The 17,804-nt window shown below is 50.7% G+C and carries 15 protein-coding genes; 1 reads left to right on the top strand and 14 read right to left on the bottom strand.

Going from position 1 to position 17,804, the window contains the following annotated elements; translation table 11 throughout:
- Nucleotides 1-67 precede the first annotated feature (67 nt).
- The 6 genes from cheZ to tar are packed head-to-tail and all read right to left on the bottom strand — an operon-like array spanning nt 68 to nt 6,368.
- Entirely contained in the window at nt 68-712 is a 645-nt protein-coding gene (gene cheZ, locus OGY19_RS05750; RefSeq protein WP_040232409.1) for a protein phosphatase CheZ, read from the bottom strand.
- Between the two features lie 10 nt (nt 713-722).
- Nucleotides 723-1,112 carry a chemotaxis response regulator CheY gene (gene cheY / locus OGY19_RS05745; RefSeq protein WP_005127682.1) on the bottom strand — a complete coding sequence of 130 codons (390 nt, stop codon included), beginning with the start codon at nt 1,110-1,112 and terminating at the stop codon, nt 723-725.
- A gap of 17 nt (nt 1,113-1,129) precedes the next feature.
- Entirely contained in the window at nt 1,130-2,179 is a 1,050-nt protein-coding gene (locus tag OGY19_RS05740; protein ID WP_005127683.1) for a protein-glutamate methylesterase/protein-glutamine glutaminase, read from the bottom strand.
- Nucleotides 2,176-3,042, bottom strand: a complete 867-nt coding sequence (cheR, locus tag OGY19_RS05735) for a protein-glutamate O-methyltransferase CheR (protein WP_048211354.1) — start codon at nt 3,040-3,042, stop codon at nt 2,176-2,178. Before cheR ends, OGY19_RS05740 begins: the two co-directional genes overlap by 4 nt.
- A 19-nt stretch (nt 3,043-3,061) precedes the next feature.
- Nucleotides 3,062-4,663 carry a methyl-accepting chemotaxis protein IV gene (gene tap / locus OGY19_RS05730; protein WP_061068086.1) on the bottom strand — a complete coding sequence of 534 codons (1,602 nt, stop codon included), beginning with the start codon at nt 4,661-4,663 and terminating at the stop codon, nt 3,062-3,064.
- Between the two features lie 43 nt (nt 4,664-4,706).
- A complete protein-coding gene (gene tar / locus OGY19_RS05725; RefSeq protein ID WP_286596263.1) occupies nt 4,707-6,368 on the bottom strand; it encodes a methyl-accepting chemotaxis protein II in 1,662 nt (553 codons plus the stop codon).
- A gap of 407 nt (nt 6,369-6,775) precedes the next feature.
- Here tar and OGY19_RS05720 point away from each other — a divergent pair, with 407 nt between their 5' ends.
- Complete coding sequence (locus tag OGY19_RS05720) at nt 6,776-8,047, top strand: dicarboxylate/amino acid:cation symporter (protein ID WP_048211351.1); 1,272 nt, start codon at nt 6,776-6,778, stop codon at nt 8,045-8,047.
- Nucleotides 8,048-8,157: 110 nt separating this feature from the next.
- On the opposite strand, the gene OGY19_RS05715 is transcribed toward OGY19_RS05720, so the two are convergent.
- The 8 genes from OGY19_RS05715 to OGY19_RS24415 form a co-directional block, all read right to left on the bottom strand.
- A complete protein-coding gene (locus OGY19_RS05715; protein WP_286596262.1) occupies nt 8,158-11,685 on the bottom strand; it encodes an autotransporter outer membrane beta-barrel domain-containing protein in 3,528 nt (1,175 codons plus the stop codon).
- Nucleotides 11,686-12,038: 353 nt separating this feature from the next.
- Nucleotides 12,039-12,542: a chemotaxis protein CheW gene (gene cheW / locus OGY19_RS05710; protein ID WP_003839146.1), complete on the bottom strand. Its 504-nt coding sequence runs from the start codon at nt 12,540-12,542 to the stop codon at nt 12,039-12,041.
- A gap of 21 nt (nt 12,543-12,563) precedes the next feature.
- Nucleotides 12,564-14,609 carry a chemotaxis protein CheA gene (gene cheA / locus OGY19_RS05705; RefSeq protein WP_115601831.1) on the bottom strand — a complete coding sequence of 682 codons (2,046 nt, stop codon included), beginning with the start codon at nt 14,607-14,609 and terminating at the stop codon, nt 12,564-12,566.
- A gap of 4 nt (nt 14,610-14,613) precedes the next feature.
- Nucleotides 14,614-15,543: a flagellar motor protein MotB gene (gene motB, locus OGY19_RS05700; protein WP_061068090.1), complete on the bottom strand. Its 930-nt coding sequence runs from the start codon at nt 15,541-15,543 to the stop codon at nt 14,614-14,616.
- Nucleotides 15,540-16,427 carry a flagellar motor stator protein MotA gene (gene motA, locus OGY19_RS05695; protein ID WP_032939611.1) on the bottom strand — a complete coding sequence of 296 codons (888 nt, stop codon included), beginning with the start codon at nt 16,425-16,427 and terminating at the stop codon, nt 15,540-15,542. Before motA ends, motB begins: the two co-directional genes overlap by 4 nt.
- A 124-nt stretch (nt 16,428-16,551) precedes the next feature.
- Nucleotides 16,552-17,130, bottom strand: coding sequence for a flagellar transcriptional regulator FlhC (gene flhC / locus OGY19_RS05690; RefSeq protein ID WP_005127694.1), 579 nt, complete (start codon nt 17,128-17,130; stop codon nt 16,552-16,554).
- Between the two features lie 2 nt (nt 17,131-17,132).
- Nucleotides 17,133-17,474: a flagellar transcriptional regulator FlhD gene (gene flhD, locus OGY19_RS05685; protein ID WP_040232414.1), complete on the bottom strand. Its 342-nt coding sequence runs from the start codon at nt 17,472-17,474 to the stop codon at nt 17,133-17,135.
- 268 nt (nt 17,475-17,742) lie between these two features.
- A partial coding sequence (locus OGY19_RS24415; protein WP_071528444.1) for an IS1 family transposase occupies nt 17,743-17,804 on the bottom strand: 62 nt, incomplete at its 5' end.

The raw sequence follows: 17,804 nt of genomic DNA, 5'->3' as shown, positions 1-17,804 counted from the left end.
CGCCAATTGCCGATGAATAACATGTAAGCCGGATGAGAAGTTTCCTTCCGCATCCGGCAAATACACATCAGAAACCGAGGCTATCCAGCAGGTCGTCGACCTGATCCTGGCTTGCCACTACGCCGGCTTTAGAAGTGTCAACCTGCGGACCGTTCAGCAAGCTTTCGTTCTCGCGTTTAGGACGAGCGCCCTGTTCCGGAATGTTTTCCAGCAGCACCATCAGCAGTTGACGCTCAATCTCCTGGATAACATCCATCATGCGCTTGATAACCTGACCGGTGAGATCCTGGAAATCCTGCGCCATCATGATGTCCAGCAATTGGGCATTGGTAAAGCTGGTATGACCGGGGACATCACCAAGGAACTGGCGGGTATCAGTGACCAGTTCACGGGCATCGGACAGTTCAATCGGATTTTCGAACCATTCATCCCAGCGTTTGGTCAGGTCTTTTGCCCCTTTTTCCATGGCATCCTGGTGCGGCTGTGAAGCTTCTACGCTGTTCAGCGCACGCTCTGCCGCCTGTGCAGTCATTTGTACAACGTAGTCCAGGCGATCGCGCGCGTCAGGAATGGCTTCCGCCGCTTCGGCAATGGCCTGATCCAGCCCCAGTTCACGCAGGCTGTCACGCAGCATTCGGGTCAAACTACCGATGCGCGCAATGATGTCCCCTGCCGAGTGTTCGTCAACAGGTTTAATTTGTGGTTGCATCATCATCACATCCTCACATGCCCAGTTTCTCAAAGATCTTATTGAGTTTTTCTTCCAGCGTCGCCGCGGTGAACGGTTTTACAACATAACCACTGGCACCCGCTTGTGCTGCCGCAATAATGTTTTCTTTCTTCGCTTCTGCCGTCACCATCAGCACCGGCAGGGCAGACATACTGCCGTCAGCACGAATGGTTTTCAGCAGTTCAAGACCGTCCATGTTAGGCATGTTCCAGTCGGAAATCACAAATCCGAATCCCCCTGCCTGCAGTTTGTTCAACGCGTCTACGCCATCTTCAGCTTCTTCAACGTTGTTAAAACCCAGTTCTTTCAGCAGGTTACGCACAATGCGACGCATGGTGGAAAAGTCATCCACAACCAAAAACCTAAGCTCTTTATCCGCCATAAAAATAAACTCCTGATTCAAATACGTATTGCCTGTCCGGCACTGATTTTCGCCAGCATTTGCTGGCTTACCTGGCTAAGATCGACCACTTCGCTTACGCCACCCATATTGATGGCCTCGCGCGGCATGCCGAACACCACACAACTTGCTTCGTTTTGCGCAATGGTCCAGGCGCCAGCCTGGTTCATTGCTAACATTCCGGCGGCCCCATCGTTGCCCATACCTGTCAGGATCACCCCGACGGCATTGCGCCCCGCATGTTTCGCCACCGAATGGAACAGCACATCCACTGAAGGCCGATGCCGGTTAACCGGCGGGCCATCATGAATTTTGATCTGGTAGTTCGCCCCGCTACGCGCCAGTTCCATATGCTTGTCGCCAGGCGCGATATACGCATGCCCAGGAAGCACACGTTCTCCGTCTTCAGCCTCTTTCACGGTTATCTGACACAGTTTGTTCAGACGTTCGGCGAACGAACGGGTAAATCCTGGCGGCATATGCTGGGTAATAAGAATACCGGGACTTGAAAGCGGCAATGGCTGGAGTACATGACGAATTGCCTCTGTTCCTCCGGTTGATGCGCCGATAACCAGCAGTTTTTCCGAACTGAGTAACGGTCCTGCTTTCAAGGTCGCTGGCGCTGCCGTGGGTTTGTGGGCGGCCAGTTTTGCGCGCGATGCAGTGCGGATTTTCTCCGCAATCATCTCGCTATACGCCAGCATTCCTTCGCGGATCCCCAACTGAGGTTTGGTGACAAAGTCAATTGCCCCCAACTCCAGGGCCCGCAGCGTGACCTCAGACCCTTTGCCAGTCAGTGAAGAGACCATCACCACGGGCATCGGACGCAGACGCATCAACTTTTCAAGAAAATCGAGGCCATCCATGCGCGGCATTTCAACATCCAGCGTCAGAACGTCGGGATTAAATTTTTTGATGAGATCCCGCGCAACCAAAGGATCAGGCGCCGTCGCAACCATCTCCATATCGCTGTGGCTGTTAATAATCTCGGTCATGATTTGACGCATCAATGCAGAATCATCAACCGACAATACCCTGATTTTACTCATGCTTTATCCTTACCTAGCGCATACACCGTCTGCCCGCGCAGGCTAAACTCGCGCACGAGGTTGCTAAAGTTTTCTGAATGACCTGCAAACAGCAGTCCGTCAGGTTTAAGGAGTGGAACAAAACGGTGCAAAATGTCCTGCTGAGTCGTTTTGTCAAAATAGATCATGACGTTACGACAGAATATGGCGTCGAACGGGCCTGGCACGTTGTATTTCTTGTCCAGTAAATTCACGCTGGAAAACTCAACATGGCTTGCCAGTTCCTGCCGTACGCGCACCAGCCCTTCATGGGGCCCGGTACCGCGCATGAAATAACGCTGCAGCTGTTGTGGCGACAACGTCTTTAGCTCGTCAAGACGGTAAATACCGCTTCTTGCCTTTTCCAACACCTCAGTATCAATGTCGCTCGCAAAAACACGCCAGCGACCCGGCGCCATACCCAGGGTATCGGCCAGCGTAATCGCAATACTGTAAGGTTCTTCTCCGGTAGACGCTGCCGCGCTCCAGACGCGATATTCACCGCTGTGTCGACGGGCGTGGTCAGACAGCACCGGAAAGTGATGCCCTTCGCGAAAAAAAGCGGTCAGATTGGTGGTCAGGGAGTTAATAAAAGCCTGCCACTCAGCACTGTTCTGGTTGGCTTCCAGCATACTGAGATAGCGACCAAAATCATCCAGTCCCAGGGTACGCAACCGGCGAACCAGGCGGTTATAGACCATGTCCCGCTTATGGTCGGCCAGCACGATCCCCGCGCGCTGGTAGATTAATTGACATATCCGACGAAAATGCGCGTCAGACAGCGCGAGGCGCTGTGTCATCTGTAACAATAATGACGTTTGCCCGGAGGGCAGAGATGATGTCATAGCGCCTTCTCAATCACATTCAGGATACAACGGGCACAACCTGCGGTTGTGCCAATTCTTGTTGTGTTACGGTTTGTTCTTCAATTTTAAAAAACGCGACACAGGCGGAAAGATTATCTGCCTGGGTAGCTAACTGCTCAGTGGCGGCTGCCGCTTCTTCCACCAGCCCGGCGTTCTGCTGTGTGACAGAATCCATCTGGCTGACGGCTTGCGCCACCTGCTCAATGCCTCTGCGTTGTTCATCGGAGGCCGAGGCAATCTCCCCCATGATGTCGTTAACCCGGGTAACCGAGCTAACAATCTCTGTCATCGTGCGCGCCGCCATATCCACCAGTTGCGATCCCTGGTGAACGCGGGTGACGGACTCTTCGATCAGTCCTTTAATTTCTTTCGCTGCCTGTGCGCTACGGCTTGCCAGATTACGGACCTCTCCGGCGACCACGGCGAAACCGCGCCCCTGCTCACCGGCACGGGCAGCTTCTACCGCAGCGTTTAACGCCAGGATGTTGGTCTGGAAGGCGATGCTGTCAATCACACTGGTGATGTCACCTATCTTCTGCGAGCTGGCAGAAATCTCATGCATAGTGCTGGCAACCTTAGCCGTCTGTTCCCCTCCTTTATGCGCCGTGTCGGCCGCACTTTTGGCAATGCCTGAGGCTTGTCGCGCGTTATCCGCATTTTGCCCCACGGTAGCGGTAAGCTGTTCCATACTGGCTGCCGTTTGCGCCAGCGATGCCGCCTGCTGTTCAGTTCGCGAGGACAGGTCGTTATTACCCATCGCGATTTCCGAGATCCCGGTATGCATTGCCGAGCTCCCCTGGCGTACCTCACTGACCGTCTCACGCAGTGCCTGTTGCATCGCTTTCAGGCTGGCAAAAATGGCTGAAATCTCATTACGCCCATAAACCGCTATCGGTCGCGCCAAATTACCCGCCGCAATACTGTCGAAATGGCTACCGATGATAGCCAGCGGCTGTACAATCATTTTGCGCGACCAGTACAGCGCTGCAGTCGTTAATAGCGCCGCCAGTACCAGCACGGTGGCGAAAATCACCCCGGACATATGGTAACTACGCTGGCTGTGATCCTCTGCTTTTTGCAATACCTGGTTGATGTTGTTTTGCCACGCCGTAAAGTTTGCATCAAAGGCATCCTGTGAAGCCTGCACCGGGGCGGTCAAAAAATCTGACAGCTGATTATTTTCCAGCCAGGTTGCCTGGTGAACCAGATCGCTATGCCATTGACTGAAACTTTTCTCGGTTGCGCTTTGCAGCGCCTTCCCCTCTTCTGCCGTCTCTGTCGTCGCCATAAAGCGTTTAAATATCGATTCGGACTGGGCCAGGCTGTCCTGTGCAATCGTCATCAGCGCTTTGATATCCTCTGGCGGATAGCTCAGAGCCGTCAACGTGCCTGCTTTATTAAGCGCAGTACTGGCCTGTAATAACACAGCGCGGGTTTGCGCCAGCGCAGCGCGTTGCTGATTACTCTGTTCGACCTGGTTCAGGTTCTGAAAACCATCCCGAAATGCCCAGAAGGACAAGCCATTACTGCCAATCTGCAAAACACCGCAGAGGATTAAAATCAAAAACAGCGTGGTCGAAATTCGAATACGATTAAACATCAACGCTCCCATCAGGCGGCGCAGGCCGCGGTTTAGCTGTCAGTCAAAATGTTTCCCAATGCGTATCTTGTTCGGTGGCTAGCTGGCGCGGTTGTGACGCCGGAGTCGCTGTCGCAGGTAGTCGTGTATCTCGTGTCTTTGATGATGAAGGACGTGACGCGAGGCGGAATGTCGACACCGACTGGGTCAGGCGACTGGCCTGCTCCTCAAGTGCGGCAGCGGCAGCGGCCGACTCCTGCACCAGCGAGGCGTTCTGTTGCGTAACCCGGTCCATTTCAGACACGGCGAGCGCAACCTGATCTATCCCTCGACTTTGTTCATCGGATGCCGAGGCGATTTCCCCCATGATGTCAGTCACACGCGTGACCGCATTAACGATGTCATGCATGGTTTCCCCGGCGCTTTCTACCAATACAGAACCGGTATCAACCCGCGATACAGAATCCTCAATTAGCGCTTTAATCTCTTTTGCTGCCTGCGCACTGCGGCTTGCCAGGTTACGCACTTCACCGGCAACGACGGCAAAACCACGGCCTTGTTCACCGGCACGCGCAGCTTCTACCGCCGCATTCAGCGCAAGAATGTTTGTCTGGAATGCAATGCCATCAATAACGCTAATAATGTCGGCAATTTTCTTCGAACTATCGGCGATTTCGTGCATGGTATTCACCACGCTATCAACCACTTTGCCGCCATGTTGCGCGGTATCGGAGGCGCTTTTCGCCAGTTGCGAGGCCTGACGCGCATTGTCCGCATTTTGCTTCACGGTAGCCGTCAACTGTTCCATGCTGGCTGCGGTTTCTTCCAACGCGGAAGCCTGTTGTTCAGTACGGGATGAAAGATCGGTGTTACCGCTGGCAATTTCACTGGTACCGGAATAAATCGCATCCGAACCTTCGCGCACCAGGGTTACCGTTTCGGTTAGCGAACGCTGCATATGATCGACCGTGCTGGTCAGCTCGCCAATTTCATTACGACCGCTGACAGCCAGAGTTGCGGTTAAGTTACCGCTGGCAATTTCACGGATATGCGCAATGACGCGAGACAAAGGGTTTAGCAAGGCATGACGAATGCCATACCACACCACCACCAGAATCAGTACCAGCACTACTGCCAGAATGCCGAGTTGCCATTGGGCAAAATGGTAATCGCTTGCGCTTTGATCAAAGGCCTGGCGGTAGAGTTTCTCGCTAACATCTGCATATTTACCTAACGCTGCGCCAAGGGCATTTTGCATGCCCTGAGTTGGCTGTGCGAAATAGGCATCCATGTTGCCGTTTTCAAGGAACTGGATGAGCTCCACCAGGGCCGCATGGTACTGCTGATATTTTTCATCGACGTTACCACTGGCATCCGTCATATCAGGCAACGGCGTGATTTTTTTGAAATTAGCGTAATGCGCTTCGGCTTGCGCCAATGACGCTTTCGCATTCTTCAGCAGATCGTTTTTCGCGCTGCTTTGCTGGTTGGACGCATCCATCATCATGCGCGCAGAGGAACGACTCAAATTGATGCGTGTTTGCAGCATCAGATCCCATGTTGAGGTGAGTTCGCTTTGCTGCTGTCGAAGATCGTTAGAAATAACAAAACTTTGCTGATTCTGCTGCAATGAAGAAAACAACAGACCACCGGAAACAAGCTGTAGCAGTGCGAAAACCCCCAGCACCATCATCAGCATTGTGACAACGCGGATACGGTTAAACATAAGGCACCTTCCTGAAAACGAGTTATCAACATTATCGGCATTCACTGAGATAACTTTACGTTTGCAAAAAGGAAATCCATCAGGAAAGCAAGGCCCGGTGGGCGGAGGGAAAGCCGGAGGCACAGAAACCACAACTCATTTACATAAAAACATCATAATTATCATGCAAATAACATTTTCAACTCGCCTGATTTTGCCGCTATTTGTATTCTCCGCCCCTTTTTCGTGTGACTTCGATCACATAATCACTCGCCAAATACCACAACAAAATGGATAAAAAATTAAAAAAAGTTGTATCTGCTTACGCTTTAATCCAATTTATATGATGAATATTTCGTTACCACTTAATAAGTATAAAAAATGAGTAACAGAACAATAAATGTTAAATCCTTACTGAGGGCTTTTTAGTGGCAAATGCAAACAAACTCACGTTGTTTATTGTGATCTTCATGCTGGCGGGGATCCTGTCGGGTGCGGTGATCCACTCTTATGCCTCCCCCGGCGTCGTTACCGCCTGGGCCGATAATATTACGCTGCTCACCGACATCTTTTTGCGCCTGATTAAGATGGTAATTGCACCTTTAGTATTCAGTACCCTGACCGTGGGTATTATGCGCCTGGGCGAAACCTCAACCATCGGGCGCGTGGGCGGCAAAGCGATGATATGGTTTATCAGCTCTTCTATTCTGTCTATTCTGGTCGGCCTGTTTGTGGTCTCCCTCGAACAACCCGGCAGCGGTCTGAACCTGGCGATCCCGCTGGAAGCCACTGATACCGGCCTGGCCGTTGGTGGTATGAGCCTGAAAGGTTTTCTGACGCATACCATTCCCACCAGCATCGCCGAAGCGATGGCGAATAATGAGATCCTGCAAATCGTCGTATTCTCGATGTTCTTCGGAATCGGTGGTGCTTCGCTCGGCGAAAAATTTAACGCACCGCTGGTTGCTGCGCTGGATGTGGTCTCCCACATTATGCTGAAGGTGACCGGCTACGTGATGTATGTTGCGCCGCTGGCTATTTTTGCCGCTATCTCTTCCGTTATCTCCACCCAGGGCCTGGGGATCCTGCTCAACTACGCATCGTTCATTGGTGGTTATTATGTGGCGATTTTGCTGACCTGTCTGGTCCTGCTGGCCGTGGGTTATATGATGCTGAAAAAAGAGGTATTCCGCCTGGTCAGTATGCTCAAAGACCCGGTTCTGGTTGCCTTCACCACCAGCAGCTCCGAAGCCGCTTATCCGAAAACGCTGGAGCAATTAACCAAATTTGGTTGCTCGCCCAATATCGTGTCATTTGTACTGCCTATCGGTTATTCGTTTAACCTGGTGGGTTCCATGGTCTACTGCTCGTTCGCCTCCATGTTTATCGCACAGGCTTATAACATCCACCTTTCCTTCGCGGAAATTACCGTGCTGATGCTGACATTGATGCTGGCCTCAAAAGGGATAGCCGGTGTGCCGCGTTCAGCGCTGGTGGTGCTGGCGGCAACCATCCCAAGCTTTAATATTCCGGTTGCCGGAATTCTGCTACTGATGGGTATTGACCACTTCCTGGATATGGGACGTTCAGCAATCAACGTATTAGGTAACGGGATTGCAACGGCGATGCTGGCACAGGATGAAGGTTTACTGGAAGAAAGCGAGTCTTCAGAAAACATCACAGAAGAGATTAAGGCTTAACTTTTTTAAGACAAGAGCGAGCTAAGTAAACAAGAGCAGCAAATCAACAAAGATTACCCCAGCCACAGGCTGGGGTATTTCAACAACACCTGGATGATAATTTACATCAATTACCAGCTGTAACGTACGAGCAAACTACCGCTGAGATCGCCATAGTCATTACGTCCTTTTTGACCCGCCACTTGTCCAGTGATACTCCACTGGCTATTCAGATTCGCCTGGATACCCACTTTCATCTCGGCGCGATCTGCCGGAAGATCCTGCTTCACCTCAGCACCATCAAATGCTACGCCAACATCATCGCTGGTGTGTAACCAGTTTACCTCCGCAAACGGCTGGATAACCGACGTCGTATTCTTGTGCAGCTTGCCATCTACCCGCAGTCCGAGGCGCGTGGTCCAGCTGTCACCGTTTTGTCCGTCAATACGCGTTCCATTCTGCACAACCGCGTCCGCTTTATATTGTTGCCATGTCACCTGAGCCTGTGGCGTCAGGCTGACAGTATTCAGGTTTTCAAGTCCGATGTCGTACCGATAGCCCGTTTCCAAGGAGGCCGCGCTGGCCGCCGAATCATAATCTGTTGACCCGACATCGCCGTTATCGACGCTGTTATTGTAGAGGCCGTACTGGTACCAGCTATCCACATACAGCCCGCTGTGATTCTTCGCATCCGCAAACCAGGTGGCATAAGCGCCGAGATTATAACCGGCTACGTTACCACTGGCAGAGAACCGGCTCCCATCAGCACCACGGTTGCCTGTACTGTCCGTGTCGGCGTTAATGTAACTCACCATCAGTCCCGCCTTCAGGCTCTGCTCGCCATTATCCCAGCTAAGCACATCACCACCGATTTGCAGTTGCGAGTAAGTGTTGTCAATATCCACATGACCGTCTGCCGCTGTTGACGACGCATCACCTGCTTTAAAGCGCATCCACATACTGCCATCATCGGTACGTAATTGACTCCCTTCGCGGTCATAAAGGGTCTGCATTTGCAGATTACGCGCCATCCACTGGTTGCCCAGATAAGCGCCAATATCAGCCCGATATTGCGGATCTACCGGTTTACTATCACCACCATCGTCCGGGTATACCGGCGTAACATCACCGCCATCGTCCGGGTATACCGGCGTAACATCACCGCCATCGTCCGGGTATACCGGCGTAACATCGTCGCCATCATCCGGGTCTACCGGTGTAACATCGTCGCCATCATCCGGATCTACCGGCGGGACAGCCTGCGAACGCAAATACCAGTCACCGCCGTCTTCATACAATCGGTATTCATACAAACCTGTCTGCACCTGATTACCCTGAGTAAAAACGCCATCAGACTGACCGCCGACATCAATCACTTCAATACCTTTTGTTGTTAACGCCCCTTCCCCCCCGATATTATTGACATAGAGCGTCGTGCTACCGGATGTATCACCAGTGATAATCACTTTATCCGTCGGTGAATTGTCATCCCCTAACTGCGTGTTCAGATAAAGATGACTGTTATCGCCATGATAATTCCCATTAATCGTCAGCGTTTTAAATTGTCCGTTCTGTGAAGGAGTATCAAATACAATATCTCCGGCATTATTTAATTGAGTTAAAGAAGAATCACCGGTAATTGTCCATTGCGTCTGTTCAGCCAGTGAGAGATTCAGCGAGGAGTCTACCGTCGGATCAGTGTTAACAAACGTCGCCCCCACCAACCGCGAACCAGACGCCATATCCAGTGAAATACTGCCTTCACCCGCGCTAATGATATCGCCCGTAATATCCATTACACCTGAACCGGTCACGGTCCCGCCGGGTAAGAGATTTCCCGCACTGTCGGTAACAACAGGAACAAGAATAGCGACACCATCCTGGGTTTTAATGGTAGTGTCACCGGTCAGCGATATTGCCCCGCCCTGCTGAACCACCGCGCCATAACCATTTGCCCCACTCGCTGTCACATCAATGGTCAGGTTTTCACCATTAATTATTCCCGGACGGTTTAAATTATTACTTCCTATCGCCCAAAGCCCGTAAGGGTTATTTTGCCCACTCATGAGAATATCGGTATTCGCGATATTAACCGTTGCGCCGTAGAACTGGGATGACACGCCGTAACCATCGATCGCGTAAATAACATTTCGATTGTCGGCATCCCCTTTAAAATCAAGAGTACTCCCGGAGGTCGCAGCGATACCGCTGGTCGCAGAGCCCGACATGGCAGAACTTCTGCCGTCAACAACGCTGCCTGCGCCAATCATCACATCGCCCCCCTGCGCAATGATGCCCACAGACTGAGCGGTATTGACGGTAAGCGCGACCGCGTGGAATTCGCCCCCCGTCACCCAGAGGGTCGTCGCCCCTCCGGCTGCGCTTATGATGCTGTTTTGGCCTAAATCCATAAAACCTGTGCTCATTGATATTGCACTTACCTGCGTCCCAGTCACATCAATCGTCAGATTATCAGCAATAAATTCAGAACCTTTTGCCGCGGGGTTTATCGTTACTCCAGCCCCATCATAGAACCCGGTGATTGAGATGGTCGATCCGCTGCCCAAATCAATGCGTGATCCGGCCCCATTAATAGCGATGCCACGCGTGGTACACCCCCCTGTACGGCAATCCAGAGTCGTACTGATATTAATATCCATATTATTGGCGATTAACGTAGCATCGGGACCCATAACGGAGATGCCTTCAGCAAGATCGGAGGCACCATTGATGGTTACTCTGCTGTTATCTCCCAAATCAACATGATTATTTTTACCCAGCTTTAAACCTGTCACAGAACCATAATCTGTTGCCAGTCCTGTTGCAGTGACAGTGAGTTGATCGGCATCTAATACACCATCAGTACCTATCTCAATACCGGTTGCAATATTATTGCCCTCTACAACCACCTGGCTATTTTTACCTAAATCAATTTTAGCATTACCCGTACTTTGAATCCCCCACGCAGTGTTATCTATACTTGTAGCATGGATAAAACCATTATCCATGGTGAAAGTACCACTACCGCCTAATAAATAGACACCGCGGGCATCACCTATCCCACCAATACTATAATCAGTTTCAGTTCTGGCTGTAATAGAACTTCCACTACCAAGATCGACGTTACTGTCTTTGCCTATATTTTTAAATCCATAAACATTATTTTTACCCGAAACATCAATATTAATACCGGATGCTGTTACTTCTGTACCCAGGTTATTACCTGAAATCAAAATTCCGGTGGTATTTTTACTTGAATTTTGTGTGCCATCCGTATCGACGACATGGATTTCGGTATTCGTGCCTAAATCATTTTTGGTGCCATTATCCAGTGAAACCCCGGTAGACAAAGTTTCACCCGATACGTTGATAGTTGCTTTTCCTTTAATCTGTAAGCCATCACCGCCGGTAGTGATGCTCTCAACACCCGTGGTATTTGTTTGTCCACTCGCCGTAACGACTTCATTATCATTCAAAATAATTGATGCACCGTTTTGTGGGCCTAACCCGGTAGCATTGACAGCAGCACTGCATATTAATGTTGCCAGACCTGTTACCCTGATGCTATTACGCATTCCATTATTACCGCGGGAAAACTCACCAGCGACCACAAACATATTACGCGCCGTACTCCAGACTATATTATATATAGCATTCACATTTAGTTCCCTCTACGCCAATAGAAAAAATCAGGAGGCACAACTTCATTACATATTCATTAGCAATATAAATTATTCCAAAAGATAAATTATTTATATATTGCACTTGTAGATTGTATTATATGTACCCACAAACGACAGATACTATAAAGATTCGCCAGTTTTAATTAAAGAAAAAAATAAAAATAAACCAAGTGAATAAGATAAATATAAACATTCAAAATCAAAATAAAACAACCATTATTACCTGGCTTCCCTACACATAAAATTAAAAGCAAAACGCCCTCCATATTGTGGAGGGCGTTTAATAACTGCCAGCTAAATATTACAAAGAATGATAATATTGACTACTTTTATGCCATATGCGAAGCCGCGATATCCAATAGCGCCATCTCTTCGCTGTTCAGCAATTTCTCAATGTTAACCAGAATCAGCATCCGGTCTCCCAACGCGCCCAGCCCCGTCAGATATTCCGTTGACAGCGTAACCGCGAATTCCGGTGCCGGTCGGATTTGATCGGTTGTCAGCGACAGCACATCGGATACGCCATCCACGACAATCCCAACCACCCGTTGTCCCAGATTCAGCACAATCACCACGGTGTTCTCGTTGTAATCCACATCGCTCTGGCTGAATTTCACACGCAGATCAACAATCGGCACAATCACGCCGCGCAGGTTAGTCACACCTTTAATAAAGGCTGGCGTATTGGCAATACGCGTAACCTGATCGTAGCCGCGGATTTCCTGCACTTTCAGGATATCGATACCGTACTCTTCATCCCCCAGCGTAAACACGAGGAATTCCTGACCTGACGGTTCGCCGGCCAGTTTAGTTACATTACTCATACCGGTCATATTCTTCCCTTTCTTACTCAATCAGGCGGCTGTGATTGCCACACGTTGTTCGCGGTTTAACCCCTGCAATGCAGAGACATCGACAATCAGCGCGACGCTACCGTCGCCGAGGATCGTTGCTGCGGAAATGCCTGGCACTTTGCGGTAGTTGCTCTCCAGGTTTTTTACCACCACCTGGTGTTGACCAATTAGCTGATCGACCAGCAACGCGTAGCGACGCCCTGCACTTTGTAAAATCACTACAATACCCTGAGTTGCTTCGGTTTTTGCACCTTCAACTTCAAAGACTTTCCACAACTCAACCAGCGGTAAATACTCACCACGCACTTCCAGAACGCGCTCTCCGCCGGCCAGCGGATGGAGATCTTCTTCACGAGGTTGCAGAGATTCCATCACCGCATTCAGCGGCAGGATAAACACTTCATCGGCTACACGAACGGACATGCCATCAAGGATAGCGAGCGTCAGCGGCAGTAAGATACGGATGGTTGTGCCCTGACCCTGTTTTGACTGGATCTCAACATGACCGCCCATCTCCTGGATATTTCGCTTCACCACATCCATACCGACACCGCGCCCGGAAACATCCGTCACCTGCTCGGCGGTTGAGAATCCCGGGGCGAAGATCAGCATGCCGACTTCGTCATCGCTCATATTTTCGTGGATCGGCATCCCCTGGGAAATAGCCTTCGCCAGGATACGTTCGCGGTTCAGACCCGCGCCATCATCAGTCACTTCGATACAAATATTCCCGCCCTGGTGTTCGGCAGAAAGTGTCAGATTACCAATCGGGCTTTTCCCGGATTCGATGCGTTTTTCCGGCAATTCAATACCGTGATCGAGGCTGTTACGTACCAGGTGCGTTAATGGATCAATGATGCGTTCAATCAGGCTCTTATCGAGTTCGGTTGAGCTCCCCACCTGCGTCAGTTCGACCTGTTTACCCAGCTTACCGGCCAGATCGCGCACCAGACGTGGGAAACGGCTGAACACATACTCCATTGGCATCATACGAATCGACATCACCGACTCTTGTAAGTCGCGGGCGTTACGTTGTAACTGACCCATGCTGGTGATGAGATCGCCATGATTGACGGGATCCAGTTCATTAGAGCGCTGAGCCAGCATTGACTGTGTGATGACCAGTTCACCCACCAGGTTAATCAGTTGATCGACCTTCTCAACCGCCACGCGGATGCTGGTCGACTCGCTTGCGCGGGCTGGTTTCTCACGCTCTGCTCGTCCATGCGGCGCTTCGTTGGCGGTCGCTTTGGCCACCGGCGCAGGCGCAGCAACCGGTAGCGGCTGTGGTTCGACGACATCCGCGACAGCTGGCGTTTCTGCAACAGTCGGCGCGACAGTGATAGTTTCGAACTCAATCTGATCCGCTTCAATGACGAAGCAGAGCACAGCAATAATGTCATCTTCAGCGAGGCTACCGTCGATCGTTGCCGACAGCGTATCGGCACCTTTGACCACATCGCTTAAGGTCGCCAGATTCCCCAGTTCCTCTTCCAGTAAATCGACTTCACTGGCTTTCAGGCGCGAGAGAATGATCCGCTTTTTGATCTCTTCAGTGACAGGGGCGGCTTGTGCAACCACCTCGTCTGGCATCGCCGTGCTATCAACAACGCTCAGTTTGGCGCTATTGACCACCGCGGGCGCGGTTTCACCTTTTGCTTCGAGCGCTAACTGTCGTAACGCATTACAAATGTACTCAAAGCTGGCGGCATCTGGCTCCTCTGAGTTTTTATAGGCGTCGAGCTGTTCCTGCATAATATCTTTCGTTTCCAAAAACAGGTTGATAATGTCGGCATTGAGCTGCATCTCGCCACGCCGCGCTTCATCCAGCAGGTTTTCCATCAGATGGGTCGTTTCCTGCAAAATGGTAAAGCCGAAAGTGCCCGCCCCGCCTTTAATCGAGTGCGCTGCACGAAAAATGGCATTCAGCTGTTCGGAGTCCGGGGCTTCAGGCACCAAATCCAGCAGGTGTTGCTCCATGTCAGCCAACAGTTCGTCAGCTTCATCAAAAAATGTCTGATAAAAATCGCTAATATCCATGCTCACGCTATCACCTCGGATTGGCTGGTGGCGATGTGGGAACGCTTGCCGGCGGCATCGCCACTGGCTGTTGTAAGACACTTACCGGCTCATTCTGGCTTTCAGCGTTTTCATGCAAAATGGCCTCTTCGGCCTGCTTATTCAGAACCAGCAGGCTTATACGGCGGTTGATGGCGTCCTCGGGACCGCGATCGCTCAGACGCATCGTGGCGGCCATACCTACCACCCGTAATACTTTTCCATCATCCAGTCCGCCGCTGACCAACTCGCGACGCGATGCATTGGCGCGATCGGCAGACAGTTCCCAGTTGCTATATCCCTTCTCACCGTTGGCATAGGGATAATCATCCGTATGACCAGAAAGACTGATACGGTTTGGGATCCCATTCAGCACCGGCGCAATCGCCCGCAAAATATCACGCATGTAAGGTTCAACCTCTGCGCTTCCGGTTTTAAACATCGGGCGGTTCTGACTGTCGATAATCTGTATCCGCAGCCCTTCCTGGACCAAATCAATTTTCAGATGTGGGCGTAGTGCACGCAGCTTAGGATCGGATTCAATCAGTTGATCAAGATCGCCACGTAGCTTGCTCAAGCGACTTTGCTCCATGCGCTTTCTCAGATCATCAATGTTGGGCTGCTTATTCACTTCCCCCTGCTGCTGGGTGTAATCATCACCCCCACCAGGAATTGGACTTTGGCTATTCGAGATCCGATTTCCGCCCGTCACCGCAGTGGCCAGCGGAGTACGGAAATATTCGGCAATTTGAATCAGTTCTTTAGGGCTGGAGATGGAAATAAGCCACATCACCAGAAAGAAGGCCATCATCGCGGTCATAAAATCGGCGTAGGCAATTTTCCACGAACCATGCGCCCCACCACCGTGATTTTTATGTTTGCGTCGCTTTACGACGATAATGGGATGGGCCTGATTTTTCATGCGTCCTCGGTCGTCTGCTGCGCTGCTGGATTCCTCACCGCACGAACATGTTCTTCCAGTTCGATAAACGAAGGACGTTCGCTGGAATAGAGCGTCTTACGACCAAACTCGACCGCAATCGGTGGCGCGTAGCCATTCAGATTGGAGAGCAGAGTTATCTTCACACACTGCATCATCTTGGTGGTTTCAGCACTCTTCTGTCGCAGGACGCTGGCGAGTGGGGAAATAAATCCATAGGCCAGTAAAATCCCGAGGAATGTCCCTACCATCGCATGCGCAATCAATGAACCCAGTTCAGCCGCCGGACGGTCAGCAGAAGCCAGAGCGTGAACAACCCCCATAACGGCTGCCACGATCCCGAACGCCGGTAATGAATCACCGACCATCGCCAGGCTATTGGCCGGGACTTCAGCTTCACTTTCGTGAGTCTCAATTTCTTCGTCCATCAACGCTTCAATTTCAAACGTGTTCATGTTGCCGCTGATAATCAGACGCAGATAATCAACAATAAAATCAAGCATCACCGCATCCGCAAGAATGCGTGGATAGCTGGCGAAGATTTCACTCTCTTTGGGGTTTTCGATATCGCGCTCAAGCGAAAACATGCCCTGCTGACGTGACTTGGCCATCAGGCGATACAGCAGCGCCAGCAGATCCATATACATCGCTTTGGTGTATTTTGAACGACGGAAAAGCATCGGGATCGCTTTCATCGTCCCCTTGATGGCTTTTCCGTTGTTGCCAACGATGAATGCCCCGATACCTGCGCCACCGATGATCACCAGCTCAGCCGGTTGATAGAGTGCCCCAAGGTGTCCGCCGGTCATCATGTAACCGCCGAAAACTGTACCAATAACAACCAGGTAACCTAATAAGATAAGCACGACATCATCCTTTCGCAATTGACTATGACAGGATGCGCAGTCGGGCAGTTAACTCATGGTCAGGACAAAAAAAAGCAGCGGTAATCGCTTACCGCTGCTGGAGTGTTTATCCACACCGTTTCAGTTAAACAGCCTGTTCGATCTGTTCATCCAGCAGTTGTGGAATAATATCGGCAGCATTCTGGGAAAGTTTACGTCTTTTTACGGCTCGCGATGGCGGCTGACATAAACTGCAGGCAAAGCTACCTGCGGGTTGGTGCGCGTGGGTAATAAAATTTCCGCCGCAGCAGTTACAGGCGGACAATTCAAGCAAACCACTGTCAACAAAACGGACAAGGGTCCACGCACGAGTAAGCGCCAACAACGGCCCTTCTTCTGGTTGCGGGCACTGCTCAAGATATAACCGATACGCTTTAATCACGGCATCCACGCCGCTGCACAAACCGGTTTTAAGCAGAAACTGCCATGCATTACAAAACATCGATGCATGAATATTTTGTTCCCACGTCATAAACCAGTCGGTGGAAAACGGAAGCATCCCTTTTGGCGGAGGACTACCGCGTAATTCTTTGTACAGCTTGATGAGTCGGCCACGGCTTAATTGCGTTTCGCTTTCCAGCATTTGCAAACGGGCGCCCAATGTGATTAATTCCATCGCTAACTGGATATCACGCGCTTCCTGAACAATGCTTTTTTCGCTCATCATCAAGCCCTTTTCTTACGCGCTGCGTCATCGATGTCGTTAAGCAGGCGTGTTGAAAGCATAATACCGGTATGAATTTGCTGAAGATCGTCAACGCGGGAATCTTGCGTCAAACGCGTTACAGTCTGATGATCGTCGAAACGGAAATGGCATACCAGTTGATTGGTTTCAGCCAATTTGACCATTTGAGGAAGTGTTAATGTTGCCAATGTATCTGCCATCTCCTCGCTGATACCCAAGCGGAACATTGCAGACGCTTTGTCCTGAACGATCAAACGCTGTGCTAGCAATAAATACGACAAATTGATGTCATAAATGTGTTTCAGCAACTCGGATGTATGCATTATTTGCATCCATAATAACCAACATTATTTTCATGCGGCAGAACCGCACCCCGTGATGTCGCCGGGAAGGCCCGGTAAAAAAAAAGCAAAAGGTCAAATACATAGCAACGTGATGGCGCTTACGCGTTGTCTAAACATTCCTTTCGTAGAATGCCGCGTCCCTTACAAGCTCACATCATTTCTTACAAATGTCTAAGATTTTTCCTAATTCGACGCAACTCTACCCGCCACCCGTTACACATACAACGTAGCCGGTAATGACTCCAACTTATTGATAGTGTTTTATGTTCAGATAATGCCCGATGACTTTGTCATGCAGCTCCACCGATT

Source organism: Citrobacter sp. Cy070 (assembly GCF_030332245.1).
In the GTDB taxonomy this organism is placed as follows: domain Bacteria; phylum Pseudomonadota; class Gammaproteobacteria; order Enterobacterales; family Enterobacteriaceae; genus Citrobacter; species Citrobacter youngae.
This window is presented reverse-complemented; position numbering and strand designations above follow the sequence as displayed.

What these genes read in the sequence shown, in the direction of transcription:
- tar (WP_286596263.1), bottom strand. Translation starts at nt 6,368, where the DNA reads ATGTTTAACCGTATCCGCGTTGTCACAATGCTGATGATGGTGCTGGGG.
- flhD (WP_040232414.1), bottom strand. Translation starts at nt 17,474, where the DNA reads ATGCATACATCCGAGTTGCTGAAACACATTTATGACATCAATTTGTCG.
- OGY19_RS05740 (WP_005127683.1), bottom strand. Translation starts at nt 2,179, where the DNA reads ATGAGTAAAATCAGGGTATTGTCGGTTGATGATTCTGCATTGATGCGT.
- cheY (WP_005127682.1), bottom strand. Translation starts at nt 1,112, where the DNA reads ATGGCGGATAAAGAGCTTAGGTTTTTGGTTGTGGATGACTTTTCCACC.
- cheZ (WP_040232409.1), bottom strand. Translation starts at nt 712, where the DNA reads ATGATGCAACCACAAATTAAACCTGTTGACGAACACTCGGCAGGGGAC.
- tap (WP_061068086.1), bottom strand. Translation starts at nt 4,663, where the DNA reads ATGTTTAATCGTATTCGAATTTCGACCACGCTGTTTTTGATTTTAATC.
- cheW (WP_003839146.1), bottom strand. Translation starts at nt 12,542, where the DNA reads ATGACCGGTATGAGTAATGTAACTAAACTGGCCGGCGAACCGTCAGGT.
- motB (WP_061068090.1), bottom strand. Translation starts at nt 15,543, where the DNA reads ATGAAAAATCAGGCCCATCCCATTATCGTCGTAAAGCGACGCAAACAT.
- cheR (WP_048211354.1), bottom strand. Translation starts at nt 3,042, where the DNA reads ATGACATCATCTCTGCCCTCCGGGCAAACGTCATTATTGTTACAGATG.
- flhC (WP_005127694.1), bottom strand. Translation starts at nt 17,130, where the DNA reads ATGAGCGAAAAAAGCATTGTTCAGGAAGCGCGTGATATCCAGTTAGCG.